This window comes from Clostridium sp. K13 (assembly GCF_019734195.1).
In the GTDB taxonomy this organism is placed as follows: domain Bacteria; phylum Bacillota; class Clostridia; order Clostridiales; family Clostridiaceae; genus Clostridium.
Map to the genome: position 1 here is coordinate 86511 of NZ_JAASHM010000010.1, position 20576 is coordinate 107086.

Genomic DNA, 20576 nt, shown 5'->3' on the forward strand with positions numbered 1-20576 from the left:
GAGGCTATCTCAAAATAATTTTGAGATAGCCTTTATTTATATTATTAATTATTAGTTTCTTTATTAAGAAGAAGATTATTTAATTTTAATAGATAGTTATTATATTCATTTAATTGAGACAGTTCACTTGAGAGTTGATTTAATGAATATTTAAGTTTAGTAATATATGAAACTATATCTAATTGATTGGAAGATAGGTTAGTTGAATATAATTTTTCAAATTCAACAAGATTATCTAATATTGATTTAAGTGTGTTACTACAGTCTTGGCACTTATCATTAATTGTAGAATTATTAAGTGATGATATACGAATATAATTAATTAATGTAGCATTTTGAATTAATTGACTTCGTACTTCTTTTATTCCTTCTACATTATTTTGAAAGTTAAAAAATGTTTCAAGAGCATTAATTGAATCTAATAATGGAGATGAATCACTAGTATCAGTAGAAGTAGTTGTAGTAGAGTCAGATTGTACAATGGAATTAATACCATTAGTAATATCTTTAGAATTTTTAAGAAATTTCTTTGCTAATAGTGGAGGAATTGCCATTAAGGCAGTAAAAATACTACTAATCCAACTTACAAATGTTTTTTGATTACCTATATATTTTGAAAGTGAGTTTGAAGATTTTTCTAGAGAACTTCTATGATTTGCTATAAGGTTACTAACTGAATGGAGAACCTTTAATTTAGCATTACTAGAGTTAGTAATTAATGTTTCAAATTCTGGTGAAACAGGATAAGTTATACTGCTATTAAAAATAGATTGGTTAATTGAATCATAATCATTAATCAAATCAACAATAGTATTTTTATCTTCTGTGGATATTATATTATTATCTAAAAGTGAATTTGCATTATCATAAGCATTATTTAGTGAAGCTTCGTAATTAGTTTTATATTTTGAATTTCCAGTTAGAATAAAAGATTCCTTAGCATCACTCATTTCAGTTATATTACTTTTAAATTCATCCAATTCTATTATAGTATTTCTGTTATCTGAAGAATTATTTACAATACTAGATAAAGAAGAGTTATTATAAAATAAAAATAAATTTAAGCATATAACCAAAGTTAATGTAAGAATAATAACATAAATCAAAAGTTTTTTCATAATAAATCATCCTTTGTAATTACTTATGATTTATTATATGAATACCTACTAATATTAAGTTCATCATGGAACTTAAAAATCTTTATACTTTCTTAACATCTTAACACCATCTTAATTTTCAAAACTATATTATAAACTTGTAGTAAAAATCAAGGAGGGGTAAATATGGATGGATTAGTAATAGTATCATTCATTCTAGTAGTTTCACTATTATGCTACTTAGTTTATTGCTTAGTTGGGGGTGAAAATTTATGATTAATGTTATTTTGCAAATAGTTGTATATACAGTTGTTTTAGTTTTATTAGCAGTACCATTAGGTAAGTATATGGGAAAAGTATTTTCAGGAGAGAAAGTCTTTTTAAGCCCTATAGTAAGCCCTATTGAAAAGTTTTTGTAAAAGTTGCTAAAAATAGATGAAGAAAAAGGCATGGGATGGAAGCAATATGCTGGTGCTGTTCTTATGTTTAATTTATTAGGATTTATAGTAGTTTACTTATTACAGGTATTACAAAAGTATTTACCATTAAATCCAGAGGGGATATCAAATGTATCATCAGATTTAGCATTTAATACTGCTGCAAGTTTTGCAACTAATACAAATTGGCAGGCTTATAGTGGAGAAACAACTTTAAGTTATTTAACTCAAATGTTAGGATTATCAGTTCAAAATTTCCTTTCAGCAGCAGTAGGTATAGCAGTTTTAATTGCTGTAATAATAGGATTCATGAAAAGAAAGTCAAAAGAAATAGGAAACTTTTGGGTGGATTTAACTAAGTCATTATTATATATATTATTGCCATTATCAATAGTAGTTTCTTTATTTTTAGTATCACAAGGAGTAGTTCAAAACTTTAAAGAATATCAAGAAGTTAAATTAATAGATCCATATAAATTAGAAGATGGAACAGTTATAGATACTCAAATAATTCCAGGTGGGCCAGCAGCAAGCCAAATAGCAATTAAGCAATTAGGAACTAATGGAGGAGGATTCTTTGGTGTAAATTCAGCACATCCATTAGAAAATCCAACATTAGCATCAAATGTTGTTGAAGTTATATCTATATTATTAATTGCAGTTGCACTATGTTTTACATTTGGATATATGGTTAAAGATAAAAAACAAGGACGAGCTATATTTTTAGCAATGTTTATAATTTATGCATTTTGCTTATTTAGTGTTGGTATGCTAGAGCAAAAGGCTACACCTCAAATTGAACAAAATGGAATAGTAGATATAAGTTATTCAGATACACAAGCTGGCGGTAATATGGAAGGAAAGGAAGTAAGATTTGGTATAGCAAGTTCATCATTTTGGGCAGTTACTACTACAGCAGCTTCTAATGGATCTGTAAATTCAATGCATGACTCTTATACTCCATTAGGTGGAGGAATAACAATGTTGTTAATGCAGTTAGGAGAGGTTATATTTGGGGGAGTGGGTTGTGGACTTTATGGAATGATGGCATTTATAATTATGACTGTATTTATATCAGGGCTTATGGTTGGTAGAACCCCTGAATATTTAGGTAAAAAAATAGAACCATTTGAGATGAAAATGGCATCATTAGCAGTAATAACAACTCCGTTAATAGTGGTAATTGGTACAGCTATAGCATGTGTAATACCATCAATACAGGAGAGTTTAAACAATGGTGGTGCTCATGGATTCTCAGAAATTTTATATGCACTTTCTTCAGCAGGAAACAACAATGGTAGTGCATTTGCTGCATTTAGTGCAGATACAGTTCCATTAAATATTTTATTAGGAATAGCAATGTTGTTAGCAAGATTTGTACCGATAGTATTAATGCTTGCAATATCAGGTTCAATAGGAAAGAAAAAATATATACCAAGCTCAGCAAGAACATTAGCAACTAATAATGGTGTATTTGTAACATTGTTGATAATAGTTGTACTAATGATAGGAGCATTAAGCTTCTTCCCAGCATTAGCCTTAGGGCCAATAGTAGAGCAGTTACAAATGTTGTTTTAGTAGTTTGAAGTGAAGGAGAGATTTTGCTATGAGTAAAAAGAAGCAAGTTTTTATAGATGGAAACATGGTAAAAGAAGCCTTTAAGGATTCTTTTAAGAAATTATCACCGAAGATTCAATATAAAAATCCAGTAATGTTTGTGGTTTATATAGGTTCAATATTAACAACTGTTATATTTTTATCAACATTTTTTAATGAGAGTCAAGGACAAGAAAGATTATTTACTTTTTTAATAACACTGTTTCTTTGGTTTACTGTTTTATTTGCAAACTTTGCGGAAGCAATTGCAGAAGGTAGAGGAAAGGCACAAGCTGATGCATTAAGGGCAGCTAAAAAGGATGTAATGTGTAGGAGGTTAAGAAGTATAGTTGATAGACTTGGAGATGTAGTTAAGTCATCAGATTTAGTAAAAGGTGATATTGTATTAGTTAAAGCTGGGGAGCAAATACCAGCAGATGGTGAAGTTATTGAGGGAATAGCTTCAGTTGACAAAAGTGCTATAACAGGTGAAAGTGCTCCAGTTATAAGAGAAGATGGTGGAGATAGAAGTTCTGTAACAGGTGGAACAACTGTTGTTTCGGATTGGATAGTAATGAAGGTCACAGCGGGTAGTGGAGAAAGATTTTTAGATAAGATGATTTCAATGGTTGAGGGAGCTGCAAGAAAGAAAACCCCTAATGAAATTGCTCTTCAAATATTATTAGTTTCATTAACAATAATATTTTTAGTAATAACATCAACCCTTTATGTATTTGGTGATTTTGCAGTTAAGTTAAATGGTGGAGGAGAATCAATATCAATTCTTTCGTTAATTGCATTATTAGTTTGTTTAGCACCAACAACAATAGGAGCTTTATTATCTTCAATTGGAATAGCTGGAATGAGTAGATTAACTAGTGCTAATGTTTTAGCTACTTCGGGTAGGGCAATAGAAGCGGCTGGAGATGTAGATGTGTTGTTATTAGATAAAACAGGAACAATTACCTTAGGTAATAGACAAGCAGCAGAATTTATACCATTAGAAAATATATCAGTAGAGGAGTTAGCAGAAGTTGCTGCATTAAGTTCATTAGCAGATAAGACACCTGAAGGTAAAAGTATAGTAGAGTTAGCTAAAACTCAATATAATTTCAAGGAAGAAGGAAATGAAGAAGGAGAATTTGTGCCATTTACAGCAAGAACAAAGATGAGTGGTATGAATTATAAAAATAGAGAAATAAGAAAGGGATCAGAATCTGCAATTAAAGCATATGTTCAAAAAATGGGTGGAGACTATCCAAATGAATGTAATGTTATAGTTAAAAGAATATCTAGAAAAGGAGGAACTCCTTTAGTAGTTGTTGAAAATGAGAAAGTTTTAGGTGTTGTACATTTAAAGGATATTATAAAATCAGGTGTTAAAGAAAAATTTAGTGATTTAAGGGAAATGGGAATTAAGACTGTAATGATTACTGGAGATAATCCATTAACTGCAGCGGCAATAGCAGCAGAAGCAGGAGTGGATACTTACTTAGCAGAAGCTACTCCAGAAGCTAAGCTTAATTTAATTGCTGATTATCAACAAGCTGGTCATATAGTTGCAATGACTGGAGATGGAACAAATAAATGATGCACCAGCACTTGCTCAAGCAGATGTAGCAGTTGCTATGAATTCAGGGACACAAGCAGCAAAGGAAGCTGGAAATATGGTTGATTTAGATTCAAGCCCAACAAAGCTTATTGAAATTGTTAAGATAGGTAAGCAATTATTAATGACTAGAGGGGCCCTTACAACATTTAGTATTGCAAATGACGTTGCTAAATACTTTGCTATAATACCACCATTATTTATGAGTATATTTCCTGTGTTAGACAAGCTTAATATTATGAGATTATCAAGTCCAGAAAGTGCAATACTATCAGTAGTTATTTATAATGCAGTAATTATAGTAGTATTAATACCACTTTCATTAAAAGGTGTTAAGTATTCAGAAGCACCAGCTCATAAGCTTTTAAAGAAAAATTTATTAGTTTATGGATTAGGTGGAATTATAGTACCGTTTATTGCTATAAAGCTAATTGATATTTTAATAAATCTTTTAGGTATATTTTAGGGAGGAAAAGATATGTGGAAAGTATTTAAAAAATCTTTAGGGATTTTATTAATATTTACTTTAATTGTAGGAGTTATATATCCAACGTTTATAACTGTATGTGCTCAAACATTTTTTAAAGATAAAGCTAATGGAAGTCTAATAGAAAAAAATGGAGAAGTGGTAGCATCAAAGCTTATAGGACAAAACTTTACATCACCAGAATATTTCTGGGGAAGACCATCAGCAACAGCAGATTATCCTTATAATGGAGTTGCTGGTGCTGGTTCGAATAAAACACCTGCAGGAGATGAGATAGAAGAAATTATAGCAAAAAGAGTTGAAGAATTACAAAAATATAATGGAACAGAGGAGAAAATTCCAGTAGATTTAGTAACAGCTTCAGGTAGTGGTTTAGATCCAGATATATCAGTAGCTGCAGCAGAATATCAAGTTAAGAGAGTTTCAGAAGCAAGAAATATGAGTGAAAAAGAAGTTCAAGATATAATAGATGAAGTAAAACAAAAAAGGATTTTAGGCTTCTTTGGGTAAACTTATGTTAATGTAGTTGAACTAAATTTAAAATTAGATGAAGTACAAAATAGATAGAGGTTTATGAATGGAATTGGTATAATTATGCTATTGAATAAAACTGCGAACTACAGTGAGAACGAAAAATGGAATATTACTTTTCCGGGAAGCGGTGAAATTTTCACATTATTTTGGGGTGATAATTAATGATGGAAGAGGATAATAGGCCTAATTTGAGACAGTTATTAAAAATGGTAGAAAACGAAGAGGGCTATTTAAAAAAAGGAAAGCTTAAGGTGTTTTTTGGATATGCAGCTGGTGTAGGAAAAACCTATGCTATGCTGCAAGAAGCACATGAATTAAAAAATAATAATGTTGATGTCGTAGTAGGATATATTGAAAGACATACAAGAAAAGATACATTAGAATTAATTAATGGGTTAGAAATTTTAAGTACAAGAAAAGTTGATTATAAAGGTGTAGAAATTGATGAATTTGACCTTAATTCTGCATTAGAAAGAAGTCCGGATGTATTATTGGTAGATGAATTGCTCCATACTAATCCACCAAGATTTAGGCATAAAAAAAGATGGCAAGATATTGAGGAGCTTTTAGATGCAGGTATAAATGTTTATACTACATTAAATGTTCATCATTTGGAAAGTTTAAATGATGTTATAGCAAGTATTACTGGTGTCTTTGTTAAAGAAACAGTACCAGATTATATTGTAGATAAAGCTGATAAAATAGAGCTTATAGATATAGCTACTAGTGATTTAAGAAAGAGATTTGATGAAGGTAAAATCTATAAAAAAGAAAATGTGGATAAAGCTAAAAGTAACTTTTTTACTGATGATAATCTAAAGGCATTAAGAGAATTGTCATTAAGAAAAACTGCAGATACAGTTAATAGTGTTGTTCAAATATCTAGATTATCAAAGGGAAACATTGATATATTACCTACAAAGGAAAAAATAGTGGCATGTATAAGTTCATCACCATCATCATCAACTGTTATAAGGAATGCAGCTAGAATGGCATCTTCATTTAAAACAGAATGGATAGCTTTATATGTAGGAAATTTAAATTCTAAAACTATGACTGATGAAGAAAAGAAAAGACTAAGAGAACATATAAATTTAGCAGAGAGACTAGGGGCTATAGTTGAAATGATCCATGGTGATGATATTGTGGAAGCAATTATAAAATTTTGTAATTATAGAAATGTAACTAAAATAATAATAGGAAGAAATGTATCAAGTAAAAAAGCATTATTAAAAATCAATAGAAAAGATATAGTAGATAAATTAATAGAAAAGGTTAAACATATTGAAGTTCATGTAATTCCAACTTCAATAAAACCAATGCCTAAAAAAATAAAATTTAATATTAAGGATAAAACACTAAGGGATAAATTATATTTTAGTAAAAGGGAATTATTATTGCAATTACATTTTCTTTATTAGCAACTACTATAGCTATTATTATAAATTATTGAGGGTTTGCAGAAGCTAATATATTATTGGTATATATACTAGCTATATTGTTTATTTCTGTTAATACTAAGGGATATGCAATTGGTATAATTTTTGCTTTTATAAATGTAATATGTTTTAATTTTTTCTTTACACATCCTAAATTAACATTACAGTTCGATGATCCTACTTATTTAGTAACTTTCCCGTTTTTTGTGTTAGTTGCAACAATAACATCAACTTTAACTACTAGGATTAAGGAGCAAGCTGATATATTTGAAAAACGTGAAGAAGCGGCTCAAATGTTATATCAAATAAGTAGAAGTTTTATTAACTTATCAGGAGAAGAAAATATAATTAATACTGGTATTACTCATCTTGCTCAAGGATTAAGAAGAGATACTATATGCTTTGAAGCTAAAAAAGGTATTTTAACTGGCAATTATATTATAAAAAATATAAATAATAATTTTAGACAAGAGCAATTAAGTAATGAAAAGAACTTTGAAATTGCATATTGGGTACTAAATAATAGGAAAAGGGCAGGTAGAGGAACAGATACTCATAATGGAAGTGAGGTATACTATATACCAATAATAGTTAAGGAAAAAATATTTGGAGTTCTTGGAGTTTACTTTGGAAATGATGATGTTGATAAAGATGATATGAGCTTAATTGAAGCCGTAGTAGCACAGATGTCATTAGCTTTAGATAGAGAAGAGTTAGTTAAAGAAAAGGAAGAAACTAAGCTAGAATTTGAAAGAGAGCAATTAAGAAGCAATTTATTAAGAGCAATTTCTCATGATTTAAGAACACCATTAACAGGTATTGCAGGTTCTAGTAATTTAATTTTATCTTCTTATGATGAGTTGAGTAGGGAGGTTATGATTGATCTTGTAAAAGAAATTAATAATGATTCAGAATGGCTAATAAGGTTAGTTGAAAACTTATTAAGTATGACGAGAATAGAAAGTGGAAAGTTAGAAATTAAAAAGAATCCAGAAATAGTTGAAGAAATATTATCAGAATCTATACAACATTTGAAAAGTAGATTAAATAATCATAAATTAACTGTGGATATTCCACAAGATGTATTATTTGTGCCAATGGATGGAAAACTCATAGAACAGGTAATAATTAATTTAGTTGATAACGCAGTAAAGTATACTCCAGAAGGTTCTGTAGTAAAGATAAAGGTTTATGGAAATAAGAATAATGTTTATTTTGAAATAAGTGATAATGGCCCTGGAATAAATAAAAATGATATAGATCATTTATTTGAAACCTTTTATAAAGGCAATAAGAATAATGCAGACTCTAGAAGAGGAGTAGGACTAGGGTTAGCCATATGTAAATCTATTGTTTTAGCTCATGGTGGAGATATAAAGGTTAGGAATAATGAAGCAGGTGGAGCAAAATTTATATTTACATTACCTGTTGAGTAAAATTTATAATTAGGAGTGTAATTATGAACAATAATACTATGATTTTAGTAGTTGAGGATGAAAAGGCTATTAGAAATTTTATTAAAATATCTTTAGATACACAAGGATATAGGATTATAGAAGGTTGTACTGGTAATGAGGCTATAGCATTGACAATGTCTTATAATCCAGAGTTAATAATACTAGATTTAGGATTACCTGATATGGATGGAATAGAGGTAATTAGAAAAATTAGAGAGTTTAAAGATACACCAATCATAATAGTATCTGCAAGAGGACAAGACAGAGATAAGATAGATGCTTTGGACTTGGGTGCTGATGATTATTTATCTAAGCCATTTAGTATGGGAGAGCTTCTTGCAAGAGTAAGGGTACTACTAAGAAGAGTAGGAAGAAATAAAGAAAGTTCAGAAATAGTAAATAATTATAATGTTGATGGATTAGAAGTAGATTTAGAGAAAAGAAGGATAATGATTCAGGGGGGAGGAGGTTCACTTTACACCAATTGAATTTAAAATATTTGCTTTGTTAGTTAAGCATGCTGGGAAAGTATTAACTCATAATTATATTATTAAAGAGGTATGGGGAGGGGTAATTGGTGGTGAAAATCAATCTTTAAGGGTTTTTATGGCTAATATAAGAAGAAAGATTGAAAAAGAACCAGCAAACCCAAGATTTTTATTAACTGAAGTTGGAGTTGGATATAGATTAGTAGATGAATAAGTCTAATAATCTTTTTAGTGTTTTCAAAATAATTAAATATTTTTGCCTCTTTTAGTAAAAAATAAATTATCAGAAAATTTTTTAGACAATCGTTTACAAAAAAGTATCTATATTGTTTAGTAATAATAATTATAGTATAATAAACATGGTTCAATTAAAGATACTAATGACAAGTGAGATTCAACATACTTTAATTTCATAATGAAACTCACAAAGTTATCACTTTTTTTGAAACTAAAAAAGTATATATATATTTGGAGGGAATTATGGCGAAGAAACCTGTAATGTTAATGATATTAGATGGATTTGGAATAGCTCCAGAGAGCGATGGAAATGCAGTTGCTGCTGCAAAAAAACCAAATTATGATAGATTAGTTGCTAACTATCCTCACTCAGAATTACAAGCAAGTGGTATGTTTGTTGGATTACCAGATGGACAAATGGGTAATTCAGAAGTTGGACACTTAAACATCGGTGCAGGAAGAATTATATATCAAGAATTAACAAGAATAACTAAGGAAATAAACGAAGGTGGATTCTTCAAGAATGAAGCTTTATTAAAAGCTATGGAAAATGCAAAGAAAGATAATACTTCATTACATTTAATGGGATTATTATCTAACGGTGGAGTTCACTCTCATATAGATCATTTAAAAGGATTATTAAAATTAGCTAAAGAACAAGAAGTTAAGAACGTATATGTTCACTGCTTCATGGATGGTAGAGACGTTGCTCCAGGTTCAGGAAAAGACTTCGTAGTTGAATTAGAAAACTACATGACTGAAATCGGAGTAGGTAAAATTGCTACTATTTCAGGAAGATACTATGCAATGGATAGAGATAACAGATGGGAAAGAGTACAATTAGCTTACGATGCAATGGTACTTGGAAAAGGTGAAACTGCTACATCTGCTGTTGAATGTATGGAAAAATCTTATGCTGATAATAAATCAGATGAGTTCGTATTACCATGCGTTATCGAAAGCAACGGAGCTCCAACTGGAACAATCCAAAACGGAGATTCAGTAGTATTCTTTAACTTCAGACCAGATAGAGCTAGAGAAATAACTAGAGCTATCAATGATAGAGAATTCACAGGATTTGAAAGAGAAACATTAGATTTAACATTTGTAACAATGACTCAATACGATAAGACTTTAGACGGTGTTGAAGTTGCTTACAGACCAGAAGCTATAACTAACACTTTAGGTGAATATGTTGCTTCTAAGGGATTAAATCAATTAAGAATAGCAGAAACAGAAAAATACGCTCACGTTACATTCTTCTTCAACGGTGGTGTTGAAAAAGAAAACGAAGGTGAAGATAGAGCTCTTATTGCATCTCCAAAGGTTGCAACTTATGACTTAAAACCAGAAATGAGCGCACCAGAATTAACAGATGAATTAATCAATAGATTAGATTCAGGAAAATATGACATGGTTATATTAAACTATGCTAACCCAGATATGGTTGGACATACAGGAGTAATGGAAGCTGCTAAGGCTGCTGTTGAAGCTGTAGATACATGCTTAGGAAGAGTTGTAGATAAAGTTTTAGAATTAGATGGAACAGTATTCATAACTGCTGACCACGGAAATGCTGAAACTATGATTGATTTCACAACAGGAAATCCATTCACAGCACATACAACTGATCCAGTTCCATTTGTATGGGTATCTAATAATACAGAAGGTAAATCTTTAAAAGATGGTAAGCTTGCTGATATAGCACCAACAATGTTAACAGTAATGGGCTTAGATGTTCCAGCTGAAATGACAGGTGAATCATTAATTAAATAGTTTATATATTAGAGAGGCATAAGCCTCTCTTTTTTTGATTAAAATACAAAACAAAAACTTTGAGAATCAAAAGATTTGACAACGATGTAATTTGTATATATAATCTCATTAAGACAAAAACACAACTATTTATAGAGTTAGTGGAGGATGAAGATTATGGCAATAAAAATAATAACAGATTCGTCGTGTGATTTAGCAAGAGAATATATAGATAATAATAATATAGGCTTACTTTCATTAGTATTAAACTTAAATGGGGAAGTAATAAAAGATGACTTAGGTAAAACATTAAGCTATAAGGATTTTTATGAACAAATGAGAGAAGGGGCTACGCCTACAACATCTCAAGTTAATGCTCATGAATTTGAAGAAGAGTTTGTAAAATCTGTACAAAATGGAGATTCTATAATTTGTATAACAATATCTTCAGCGTTAAGTGGTACTTTTAATAGTGCTAATATAGCAAGAAATAATATATTAGAAGAATATCCGGATGCAAAGATTTTTTTAATTGATTCACTTAGTGTTGCTAGTGGACAAGGTTTATTAGTAGTTAAAGCTTGTGAAATGAGAAATAAAGGATTAGGTGTAGAAGAAATAGCTACTTGGTTAGAGGAAAATAAAAAGAAAGTTGTACATTCTTTTGTAGTAGATAGTTTAAGTCACTTAAAAAGAGGTGGACGTATTTCGGGTGCTACAGCAGCTATTGGAGGACTTTTAAATATTAAACCATCATTATATATAGATGATGAAGGAAAAGTAGCTCAAGGTGAAAAAATTAAGGGGAAAAAGAAAGTTTTAAGATTCTTAGTTAATGAGGCAAAAGAAAAAGCTGCAAATAGTGAGAATGAAACTTTATATATATGTCACGGAGATTGTTTAGAAGATGCAGAAACTTTAAGGGATATGATATTAGAAGAAGTTAAATTTAAAAATGTAGTTATTAACTATGTTGGAAATGTTATAGGAGCTCATGCAGGACCAGGAGTTTTAGCAGTATTATTTTTAGGTGAAAATAGATAAGTATAAATTGGACTATATTAAAATATATGTATTGAGCAAGTTAGTGAACTTGTGAAATAGTAATTTTAATATGGTCCTATTTTTTTATTGCTTAAACAACAACTTGAGATATTTATAGTATAGAATTAATTTGATAAAGTCGGCTAAGGCCGGCTTTATGTTATAATATATATAAATAAATTCTAAAAGGGAGGTGAGTTAATGAATAAATATGAAATAATTGCAAGTGATATAAAAGCGGATATACTTAATGGTGTGTATAAGCCTAATGAAAGGTTACCATTTGAAAAAGAGATATGTAATAAGTATGATGTTAGTAAAATGACTGTAAAAAAAGCACTAGACTTATTAGTATCAGAGGGGTTAATAGTAAAAAGAAGAGGATCTGGTACTTTTATTAAGGATATTACTGAAAAAGAGATACATGGAATAATAGATAAAAGACAATTTTCAGGACTAACTAATAATAATTTAGGTCATAAGGTAACTAGTAAAATTTTAGAGTTTAAGGTTATTCCAGCAGAACGTGAAATAGCTAATAATTTAAAAATAGAAGAAGGTGACTTCGTATATTTTATATATAGAGTTAGATATGTTGATAATGAGGCTTTAGTTATAGAAAAAACATATATGCCTATAAGCGTAATTCCAGATATAAAAATGTCAGATGTAGAAGGGTCAATATATAATTATATTAAAGATAAGTTAGGATTAAAAATTCAAAGTGCACACTCTACTATAAGAGCTGATAAAAGTACACAACTTGATAGAGATTCATTAAAGTTAAATGCGGATGAGCCAGTTATTGAAGTGGAAAGAGTTGCTTATTTAGAAAATGGAAGAGCTTTTGAATATTCATTTGCTAGACATAGATATGATAAATATGAATTTAAAACAATAACAGTTATATAAAAATAAGTCATTAAATCAATTTAGATTATTTAGGTTTAATGACTTATTTTTATTTTGTAAATTTTCTAGTTTATATGGATAAATTCAGAAAAATATATAAAAGTAATTATATGTTAATTAAAAGTATAGACATGTTAATTAAAGATATATATAATTTAGATATAAAAGGTATTTGAAAATTTAGGAGGTAATTATGGATAAAAAATATATATTCCCAGAAAATTTTTGGTGGGGTTCAGCAACATCAGGACCACAAAGTGAAGGATCATTTAATAAGCCACATAAAAGCGTATTTGATTATTGGTATGAAATAGAACCAGAAATATTTTTTGATAGAGTTGGACCAGAAGTAACATCAAACTTTTATAACAGCTATAAAGAAGATTTAGCCATGTTAAAGGAGATTGGATTAAATAGTTTTAGAACTTCAATACAATGGACAAGACTTATTAAGGATTTAGAAACAGGAGAACCTGATGAAGATGGAATAAGATTTTATAATGATGTTATAGATGAAACTATAAAAAATGGAATGACTCCAGTAATGAATTTACATCATTTTGATTTACCAGTTGAATTATATGATAAATATGGTGGATGGACATCAAAGCATGTTGTTGATTTATTTGTAAAATTTGCAGAGACAGCCTTTAAATTGTTTAGTGATAGAGTAAAACATTGGACAACTTTCAATGAACCAATGGTAGTAGTTGAAGGACAGTATTTATATGAATTTCATTATCCAAAGATAGTTGATGGAAAAAAAGCTATACAAACTATGTATAACTTAAATTTAGCATCTGCAAAGGCTATTAGTAAATTTAAAGAGTTAGGATGTAGAAAGGAAGGTGGAAAGATAGGAGTAGTACTTAACTTAACGCCGGCTTATCCAAGAAGTAATAGTGAGGAAGACTTATATGCATCAAAGGTTGCAGATACAATCTTTAATTATTCTTTCTTAGATCCAGCAGTAAAGGGTGAATTTCCAAGTCTTTTAGTTAAATTATTAAAAGAAGAAAATATTTTATGGGAAAGTACAGATGAAGAGCTAAATATTATAAAAGAAAATACTGTTGATTTCTTAGGGGTAAATTATTATCAACCAAGAAGAGTAAAAGCAAAAGAATCAGAAATTGATAATACAAAGGGATGGATGCCTGAAAAGTACTTTGATTATTATGATATGCCAGGAAAAAGAATGAATCCATATAGAGGTTGGGAAATATATCCTAAAGCCATGTATGATATTGCAGTAAACATTAGAGACAACTATAATAATATTCCATGGTACATTTCTGAAAATGGAATGGGTGTTGAAGGTGAAGAAAAGTATATAGGTGAAGATGGATCAATACAAGATGATTATAGAATTGAATTCTTTGAAGAGCATTTACAATATTTACACAAGGGAATAGAAGAGGGATCAAATTGTTTTGGATATCATTCATGGACTCCAATAGATTGTTGGTCTTGGTGTAATGCTTATAAGAATAGATATGGATATATTGCAGTAGATTTAGCAAGTCAAAAGAAGACAATAAAAAAATCAGGTAGATGGATTAAAGAAGTAGCAGAAAATAATGGATTTTAATTAATATTAATATATCAAGAGGGAACTAATAAGTTCTCTCTATTTTTTTGCCTACAATTTATAAAAATAAACAAAAATATGCAATTATAGTTTAATTATATTTTTAGGTGCTTTACATTTTTTATTCTAACTTATTTTGTTATAAATTTATATTGTAATTAATATAATAGTATAAATATTAATTAAGGTAGGTTATAATGGCAAGAACATATGCATATTCAGCAGACTTCGATAAAGATATAGAAAGTCTATTTAAAGATGCAAAGTTATTAGGTGAAGGACATAATGGAATTGTTTATGAAGTACCTGGGAATAGAGCTATAAAAATATTTACAGACAAAAATGTTTGTAAGAGTGAAGCAGAAATATTATATAGAGTAAAGAAATCTAAATATTTTCCTAAGATATATAAGAGTGGAGACTATTATATATTAAGAGATATGGTAAATGGGGAAAGATTAGATGATTATATACAAGAGAATGGATTAAGTCAGCAGCTTATATATAATTTATATAGGTTAATTAATGAATTTAAGTCATTGAAATTTACAAAATTAGATGCAAGATGCAGAGATATATATGTAGATAAAAATCAAAGGTTAAAAGTTATAGATCCAAAACAATGTTATAAAAGAAAAGTTGATTATCCTAGGCACTTAATGAAAGGTCTTGATGGAATAGATGTGTTAGAGGAGTTTTTAAGAGGAATTTATATAATTGACAAAAGAAGAGGAGCAGAATGGGAAGAAAAAATTAATCAATATTATGCAAGGGAATATTAAGCCTATATGCTCATTGGACAAATGGACAAAGGTTGATTGTTGAAAATCAGCCTTTTTTTTATGTGCCTCGAAGGAAGTTTTATCTGACTAAATTAAAAATTTGAAGGAATAGAGGAATATTATTTAAGACCATTGTAAAAAATAGATGGGTAGATATTAGATAGGATAATAAAATATTTCATTTAATGTTAAAAATAAGGAGGATATAAAATGAAAAATTTTGTTGAAATTGTAGATGTCGTAGCAAGACAAATATTAGACTCTAGATGCTTCCCAACAGTAGAAGTAGAAGTTTATCTAGAGGATGGAACAATGGGAAGAGCGGCAGTACCATCAGGAGCATCAACAGGTATTTATGAAGCTGTTGAATTAAGAGATGGTGATAAAGATTACTATATGGGTAAAGGTGTTTTAAAAGCTGTTGAAAATGTTAATGATACAATAGCTGAAGAATTAATTGGATGTAATGTTTTTGATCAAACATATATTGATAAGATGTTAATAGAACTTGATGGAAGTAATAATAAAGGTAAATTAGGAGCTAATGCTATACTTGGTGTTTCTTTAGCAGTAGCACAAGCAGCAGCTAATTATTTAGGATTACCTTTATATCAATATGTTGGTGGAGTTAATGCAAAGGTATTACCAGTTCCAATGATGAATATCATAAATGGTGGATCTCATGCTGATAATTCAGTTGACCTTCAAGAATTTATGGTTATGCCAGTAGGATTTGATAATTTTGATAAAGCAGTTCAAGCTTGTGCAGAAGTTTATCATGCATTAAAGAAAACTTTAAATGAAAAAGGATATTCAACAGGTGTTGGAGATGAAGGTGGATTTGCACCAAACTTAAAGAGTAATGCAGAAGCTATTGATGTTATTTTAGAGGCTATTAAAAAAGCAGGATATGAACCAGGAAAAGATATATTTATAGCTATAGATGCTGCTTCATCTGAATATTATAAAGATGGTAAATATGTATTAGAACATGAAGGAAAAACTTTAACTGCATCTGAAATGGTTGATTTCTTTGAAGATTGGGTTAATAAATATCCTATTATCTCAATTGAAGATGGTATGGCAGAAGAAGATTGGGAAGGTTGGAAGCTACTTACTGATAGATTAGGTAAGAAAGTTCAATTAGTTGGTGATGACTTATTTGTAACTAATACTCAAAGATTAGAAGATGGAATTTATAGAGGAGTTGCTAATTCAATTCTTATTAAATTAAATCAAATTGGTACTTTAACAGAAACTTTAAATGCTATAGAAATGGCTAATAGAGCTGGATATACAGCAGTTATTTCACATAGAAGTGGTGAAACAGAAGATACTACTATAGCAGACTTAGTTGTTGCTGTTAATGCAGGACAAATTAAGACTGGGGCTCCAGCAAGATCAGAAAGAGTTGCAAAATATAATCAATTAATAAGAATAGCTGAAGAACTTGATGACGTAGCAGAATATAGAGGAAAGAAAGCTTTCTTTAATATAAAAGAATAAAAGTTATTAATATGGCAAATGGCAAGTTTATTATAAATTGAGCTGTTTGCCATTATTTTTTTAGAATATTTATTGTAAAAGTATATTTAAAACAAACTGTAACTTAAATGTTAATGAAATATTAAGAATTAGAGTTATTTATATAAGGAATTCTTAAGATTAAGAGTTAATAAAAGTTAAGATTTAGTTTTTATAATTAAATTACAGAAAGAATCTTGGGGGAAGTAGATATGAAAATATTAATTTTCACAGGACGTTTTGGTCTTGGACATTATTCAGTATCAGAAGCTATAAAACAAGAAATAAATAATACTAATTCAAATATAGAAGTTGAGATTATTGATATATTAGATTATTTAATGCCAAAGGCAAGTGAATTAATTTATAAAAGCTTTAATGTATTAGTAACTAAATGGTCAAATTTATATAATTTTATAAATACAAATAATGAAGAAAATAATATAAAAACTTTTAATTATATATTTGTAAAAAAAATAGATAAACTATTAGAAGAATATAAACCTAATATAATTATTTCAACTTTACCTATAAGTTCTCAATATATTTCTAAGTATAAGTCAATAAAGAAATCTAATATTCCTTTATTTACATTTATAACTGATATTTCAAGTCATAATGAATGGATTCATAAAAATACAGATTTCTATTTTGTTGGAGATATAAGTATAAAGAGAAGTTTAATTAATAAAGGAATTAGCGAAAGTAAAATAATTGTTACAGGAATTCCAGTTAAACAACAGTTTAAAAACAATGTTATAGAATTTAATAAGAAAAAAACAAAAGAAATTCTTATAATGGGTGGAGGATTAGGCTTAATTTCCTTTAATGAAGATTTATTTAATAAGTTAAATAATGAAAAAGATATAAAGACCACTATCATAACTGGGAACAATAGAAGTATGTATGAAGAGTTAAAAAGTAAATATAAAAATATTAATGTTATAGGATATACAAATAAAATAAATGAGTATATGAGAAATGCGGATTTAATAGTGTCTAAATCAGGAGGTATAACTCTGTTTGAAGCTATTTATAGTGAAACGCCAATTTATGTTGTAAATCCATTTTTAATGCAAGAAGTTAAAAATGCAAGATTTATTGAGGAAAGAGGAATCGGACAAGTTGTTTGGAATGAGAAGGATGATATTACAGATGATATTTTGTCTATTATTAATGATGATGAGTCTATAGAGATTATGAAAAATAATATGAAAAAAATTAAGGAAAATGTTAATCAAGAAGAGATTTTAAGAATTATAAATAGATTTGGAAAGGAGGCTTAAGAATGATATTTACAATTGTAGTATTAATTTTAATAGTGTCATATAGCATAGTTCCTACATTTTATTATAAATTTAGGGGAACTCCTATTGTTAATGAAGTAAGCGAGAATAAGTTTTTATCACTAACATTTGATGATGGACCAGATGAAAAGTATACAAGTACTCTTTTAGATTTGCTTAAAAAATATGATATAAAGGCAACATTTTTTGTTGTAGCTAAATTTGCAGAAAAAAATCCTGCAATCATAAAGAGAATGGAAAAAGAAGGGCATACTATAGGACTTCATTCTTTAGAGCATAAAAATGGTCTTTTAAATGGACCTATATATACAAATAAAGAGTTTGAAGAAAGTTTAAAAATAATGAAAAGCTTAAATGTAAATGTAAAATCTTTTAGACCTCCATGGGGACATCTTAATTTAGAAACTATTTATAATTTAAAAAAGCATGACTTAAAATTAGTTCTTTGGGATGTAATTATAGGTGATTGGAAGGCTAATATAACAGCAGATGAAATATCAAGAAGATTACTAGAACAATCTAAAAATAGGAGTATTATTTGTTTGCATGATGGAAGAGGAGAAAATGAAGCGCCTAAAAGAACCATTGAAGCTTTAGAAAAAACAATACCTATTTGGCTGGAAGAAGGGTATAAATTTTTGAAGGTAGGAGAACTTTATGAATAAAACTATGAGTGTAAAAGAAATTTTAAGGAGTAGTATATTGTTTGTAGGATTAATTGCTATTACATTTTTTATTTTATTTAAAGATAATAGTATAGAGAATATAATGGAATCCTTAAAAAATGTTAATTTAATATATGTGTTTTTAGGCATGGTATGTATGTTTATATTTATTTGCTGCGAAGGAATAAATATTAGACGTATGTTGAAATTATTTAACTATGATATAAGTATTTTAAAGGGATTAAAATATTCATTTGTAGGATTTTTCTTTAGTTCAATTACACCATCAGCATCAGGTGGACAGCCAATGCAAGTTTATTATATGAGTAAAGATGATATTAAATTTTCACATTCATCATTAATATTACTTATAGAGCTTGCAAGTTTTCAGTTTGTTACAATATCTATTGCTATAATATCATTTATTATTAATTGTGATTTTATTATAAGTTTAAATACTGGAATTAAAGTATTAATTTTTGTTGGAATTATATTTAACTTTATTATGTTTTGTTTTATAGTTTTAGCTATATTTTCTAATAATTTTATAAGTAAGATAGTAAATATATTTTTTAAAGTAACTAGTAAAATAAAGTTTATAAATTCAATAAAATTAAGATCTGTAGTAGAAAGAGAAGTTAAGCAATATCAAGAAAGTGCATTATTTATAAAAAATAATAAAAGTGTTATAGTTAAGGTAGTATTAACAGCATTTGCTCAAATTTGTTTTATGTATAGTGTAACATTTTTTGTATATAAAGCATTTAATCTTTCAACATTTTCATTTTTTACTGTTTTTTCAATGCAATCAATTTTATTTATTACTGTATCAGCTATACCTCTTCCAGGATCAGTTGGAAGTAGCGAAAGTGGATTTTTAACTTTATTTAAGACATTATTTCCAGCAAATACTTTAAGTTCGGCAATGCTATTAAGTAGAGGAATTAGTTTTTATTCATTTGTAATAATAAGTGGATTAATTGTACTTTTTATTAAAGTATCTAGAAAAAATAGAAATATAAGTTGGTTAAATAAAAGTAAACTCAATAATAAAGCTTTAGTAAATAAGTAACAATTGTATAATAATGGAGTTATTTGTAAATAATCTTGATATATAATATTTAATATGGTATGATAAAATTAAGTGAAAATGCACGAAAGTACAATATGGGAGGTGTAACCGTGAAGACTTTTTTATTTGTTTTAGAAGCGGTTTTAGGATTAATAGTTGTTATTTCAATATTAATGCAAAAGAGTAAAGCTGATGCTTTAAGCGGGTTAATTCAAGGTAGTAAAAGTGAGACATTCTTTACTAAGAATAAATCAAAGACTAAGGAAGCTATGTTAGTTAAAGTTACTATAGTTTCAATGCTTTTATTTGCTATCAATACAGTAGTTTTAAATATAATTTAAAAAATATAACGTAGACCACTAGTATTAGTGGTCTATTTTTATATAAAAATTGAATAAAATTGCTTCGCAATTTATTCATACTGTGTTTAAAGGTGACAAAGATGAATAAACTATAATATAGATATTTAAAGTACTACTTATTGAATAAAAAAACATACATGTGGTAGTATAATAAATAGTGTGTATAAGAAAATATTGGATG

General features: G+C 28.4%; 14 protein-coding genes and 3 pseudogenes. 16 read left to right on the forward strand and 1 reads right to left on the reverse strand.

Features of this window, described 5'->3' with window-relative positions:
• Window positions 1–44 precede the first annotated feature (44 nt).
• Window positions 45–1118, reverse strand: a complete 1074-nt coding sequence (locus tag HCG76_RS08140; protein WP_221699857.1) for a CHASE3 domain-containing protein — start codon at window positions 1116–1118, stop codon at window positions 45–47.
• A 251-nt stretch (window positions 1119–1369) separates the two neighbouring features.
• Between HCG76_RS08140 and kdpA the strand changes: the two are divergent.
• The 16 genes and pseudogenes from kdpA to secG all read left to right on the forward strand — a co-directional run bounded on the left by kdpA (window position 1370) and on the right by secG (window position 20374).
• Window positions 1370–3112, forward strand: a pseudogene (gene kdpA, locus HCG76_RS08145) (potassium-transporting ATPase subunit KdpA).
• A 28-nt stretch (window positions 3113–3140) separates the two neighbouring features.
• Window positions 3141–5205, forward strand: a pseudogene (kdpB, locus tag HCG76_RS08150) (potassium-transporting ATPase subunit KdpB).
• A gap of 12 nt (window positions 5206–5217) precedes the next feature.
• Window positions 5218–5736: a potassium-transporting ATPase subunit KdpC gene (gene kdpC / locus HCG76_RS08155; protein ID WP_221699858.1), complete on the forward strand. Its 519-nt coding sequence runs from the start codon at window positions 5218–5220 to the stop codon at window positions 5734–5736.
• Window positions 5737–5921: 185 nt separating this feature from the next.
• Window positions 5922–7181, forward strand: a complete 1260-nt coding sequence (locus HCG76_RS19055; protein ID WP_260458074.1) for a sensor protein KdpD — start codon at window positions 5922–5924, stop codon at window positions 7179–7181.
• A 50-nt stretch (window positions 7182–7231) separates the two neighbouring features.
• Complete coding sequence (locus HCG76_RS19060; protein WP_370778827.1) at window positions 7232–8635, forward strand: ATP-binding protein; 1404 nt, start codon at window positions 7232–7234, stop codon at window positions 8633–8635.
• 23 nt (window positions 8636–8658) lie between these two features.
• A pseudogene (locus HCG76_RS08165) lies at window positions 8659–9358 on the forward strand (response regulator).
• Window positions 9359–9624: 266 nt separating this feature from the next.
• A complete protein-coding gene (gpmI, locus tag HCG76_RS08170; protein WP_221699859.1) occupies window positions 9625–11157 on the forward strand; it encodes a 2,3-bisphosphoglycerate-independent phosphoglycerate mutase in 1533 nt (510 codons plus the stop codon).
• Window positions 11158–11313: 156 nt separating this feature from the next.
• On the forward strand, window positions 11314–12180 hold the full coding sequence (locus HCG76_RS08175; protein WP_260458076.1) for a DegV family protein: 867 nt from the start codon (window positions 11314–11316) through the stop codon (window positions 12178–12180).
• A 201-nt stretch (window positions 12181–12381) separates the two neighbouring features.
• Window positions 12382–13092 (forward strand): GntR family transcriptional regulator, encoded by a 711-nt coding sequence (locus HCG76_RS08180; protein WP_221699861.1) that lies wholly within the window; start codon window positions 12382–12384, stop codon window positions 13090–13092.
• Window positions 13093–13285: 193 nt separating this feature from the next.
• The gene (locus tag HCG76_RS08185; protein ID WP_221699862.1) at window positions 13286–14683 is read left to right on the forward strand and encodes a glycoside hydrolase family 1 protein; all 1398 of its coding nucleotides are present in this window, start codon (window positions 13286–13288) and stop codon (window positions 14681–14683) included.
• A gap of 197 nt (window positions 14684–14880) precedes the next feature.
• Window positions 14881–15465, forward strand: a complete 585-nt coding sequence (locus HCG76_RS08190; protein ID WP_221699863.1) for a protein kinase — start codon at window positions 14881–14883, stop codon at window positions 15463–15465.
• Between the two features lie 210 nt (window positions 15466–15675).
• Window positions 15676–16971: a phosphopyruvate hydratase gene (gene eno, locus HCG76_RS08195; protein ID WP_221699864.1), complete on the forward strand. Its 1296-nt coding sequence runs from the start codon at window positions 15676–15678 to the stop codon at window positions 16969–16971.
• Between the two features lie 230 nt (window positions 16972–17201).
• Window positions 17202–18275 (forward strand): MGDG synthase family glycosyltransferase, encoded by a 1074-nt coding sequence (locus HCG76_RS08200; RefSeq protein WP_221699865.1) that lies wholly within the window; start codon window positions 17202–17204, stop codon window positions 18273–18275.
• A gap of 2 nt (window positions 18276–18277) precedes the next feature.
• Window positions 18278–18961, forward strand: a complete 684-nt coding sequence (locus HCG76_RS08205) for a polysaccharide deacetylase family protein (RefSeq protein ID WP_221699866.1) — start codon at window positions 18278–18280, stop codon at window positions 18959–18961.
• Window positions 18954–20033, forward strand: a complete 1080-nt coding sequence (locus HCG76_RS08210) for a lysylphosphatidylglycerol synthase transmembrane domain-containing protein (RefSeq protein WP_221699867.1) — start codon at window positions 18954–18956, stop codon at window positions 20031–20033. Before HCG76_RS08205 ends, HCG76_RS08210 begins: the two co-directional genes overlap by 8 nt.
• A gap of 110 nt (window positions 20034–20143) precedes the next feature.
• Window positions 20144–20374 carry a preprotein translocase subunit SecG gene (gene secG, locus HCG76_RS08215; RefSeq protein WP_221699868.1) on the forward strand — a complete coding sequence of 77 codons (231 nt, stop codon included), beginning with the start codon at window positions 20144–20146 and terminating at the stop codon, window positions 20372–20374.
• Window positions 20375–20576: the final 202 nt, after the last annotated feature.

Coding starts and splice junctions, on each gene's coding strand:
- HCG76_RS19055 (WP_260458074.1), top strand. CDS start 5,922: ATGATGGAAGAGGATAATAGGCCTAATTTGAGACAGTTATTAAAAATG.
- HCG76_RS08175 (WP_260458076.1), top strand. CDS start 11,314: ATGGCAATAAAAATAATAACAGATTCGTCGTGTGATTTAGCAAGAGAA.
- HCG76_RS08205 (WP_221699866.1), top strand. CDS start 18,278: ATGATATTTACAATTGTAGTATTAATTTTAATAGTGTCATATAGCATA.
- HCG76_RS08185 (WP_221699862.1), top strand. CDS start 13,286: ATGGATAAAAAATATATATTCCCAGAAAATTTTTGGTGGGGTTCAGCA.
- HCG76_RS08140 (WP_221699857.1), bottom strand. CDS start 1,118: ATGAAAAAACTTTTGATTTATGTTATTATTCTTACATTAACTTTGGTT.
- HCG76_RS08190 (WP_221699863.1), top strand. CDS start 14,881: ATGGCAAGAACATATGCATATTCAGCAGACTTCGATAAAGATATAGAA.
- HCG76_RS08200 (WP_221699865.1), top strand. CDS start 17,202: ATGAAAATATTAATTTTCACAGGACGTTTTGGTCTTGGACATTATTCA.
- HCG76_RS08180 (WP_221699861.1), top strand. CDS start 12,382: ATGAATAAATATGAAATAATTGCAAGTGATATAAAAGCGGATATACTT.
- gpmI (WP_221699859.1), top strand. CDS start 9,625: ATGGCGAAGAAACCTGTAATGTTAATGATATTAGATGGATTTGGAATA.
- eno (WP_221699864.1), top strand. CDS start 15,676: ATGAAAAATTTTGTTGAAATTGTAGATGTCGTAGCAAGACAAATATTA.
- HCG76_RS08210 (WP_221699867.1), top strand. CDS start 18,954: ATGAATAAAACTATGAGTGTAAAAGAAATTTTAAGGAGTAGTATATTG.
- kdpC (WP_221699858.1), top strand. CDS start 5,218: ATGTGGAAAGTATTTAAAAAATCTTTAGGGATTTTATTAATATTTACT.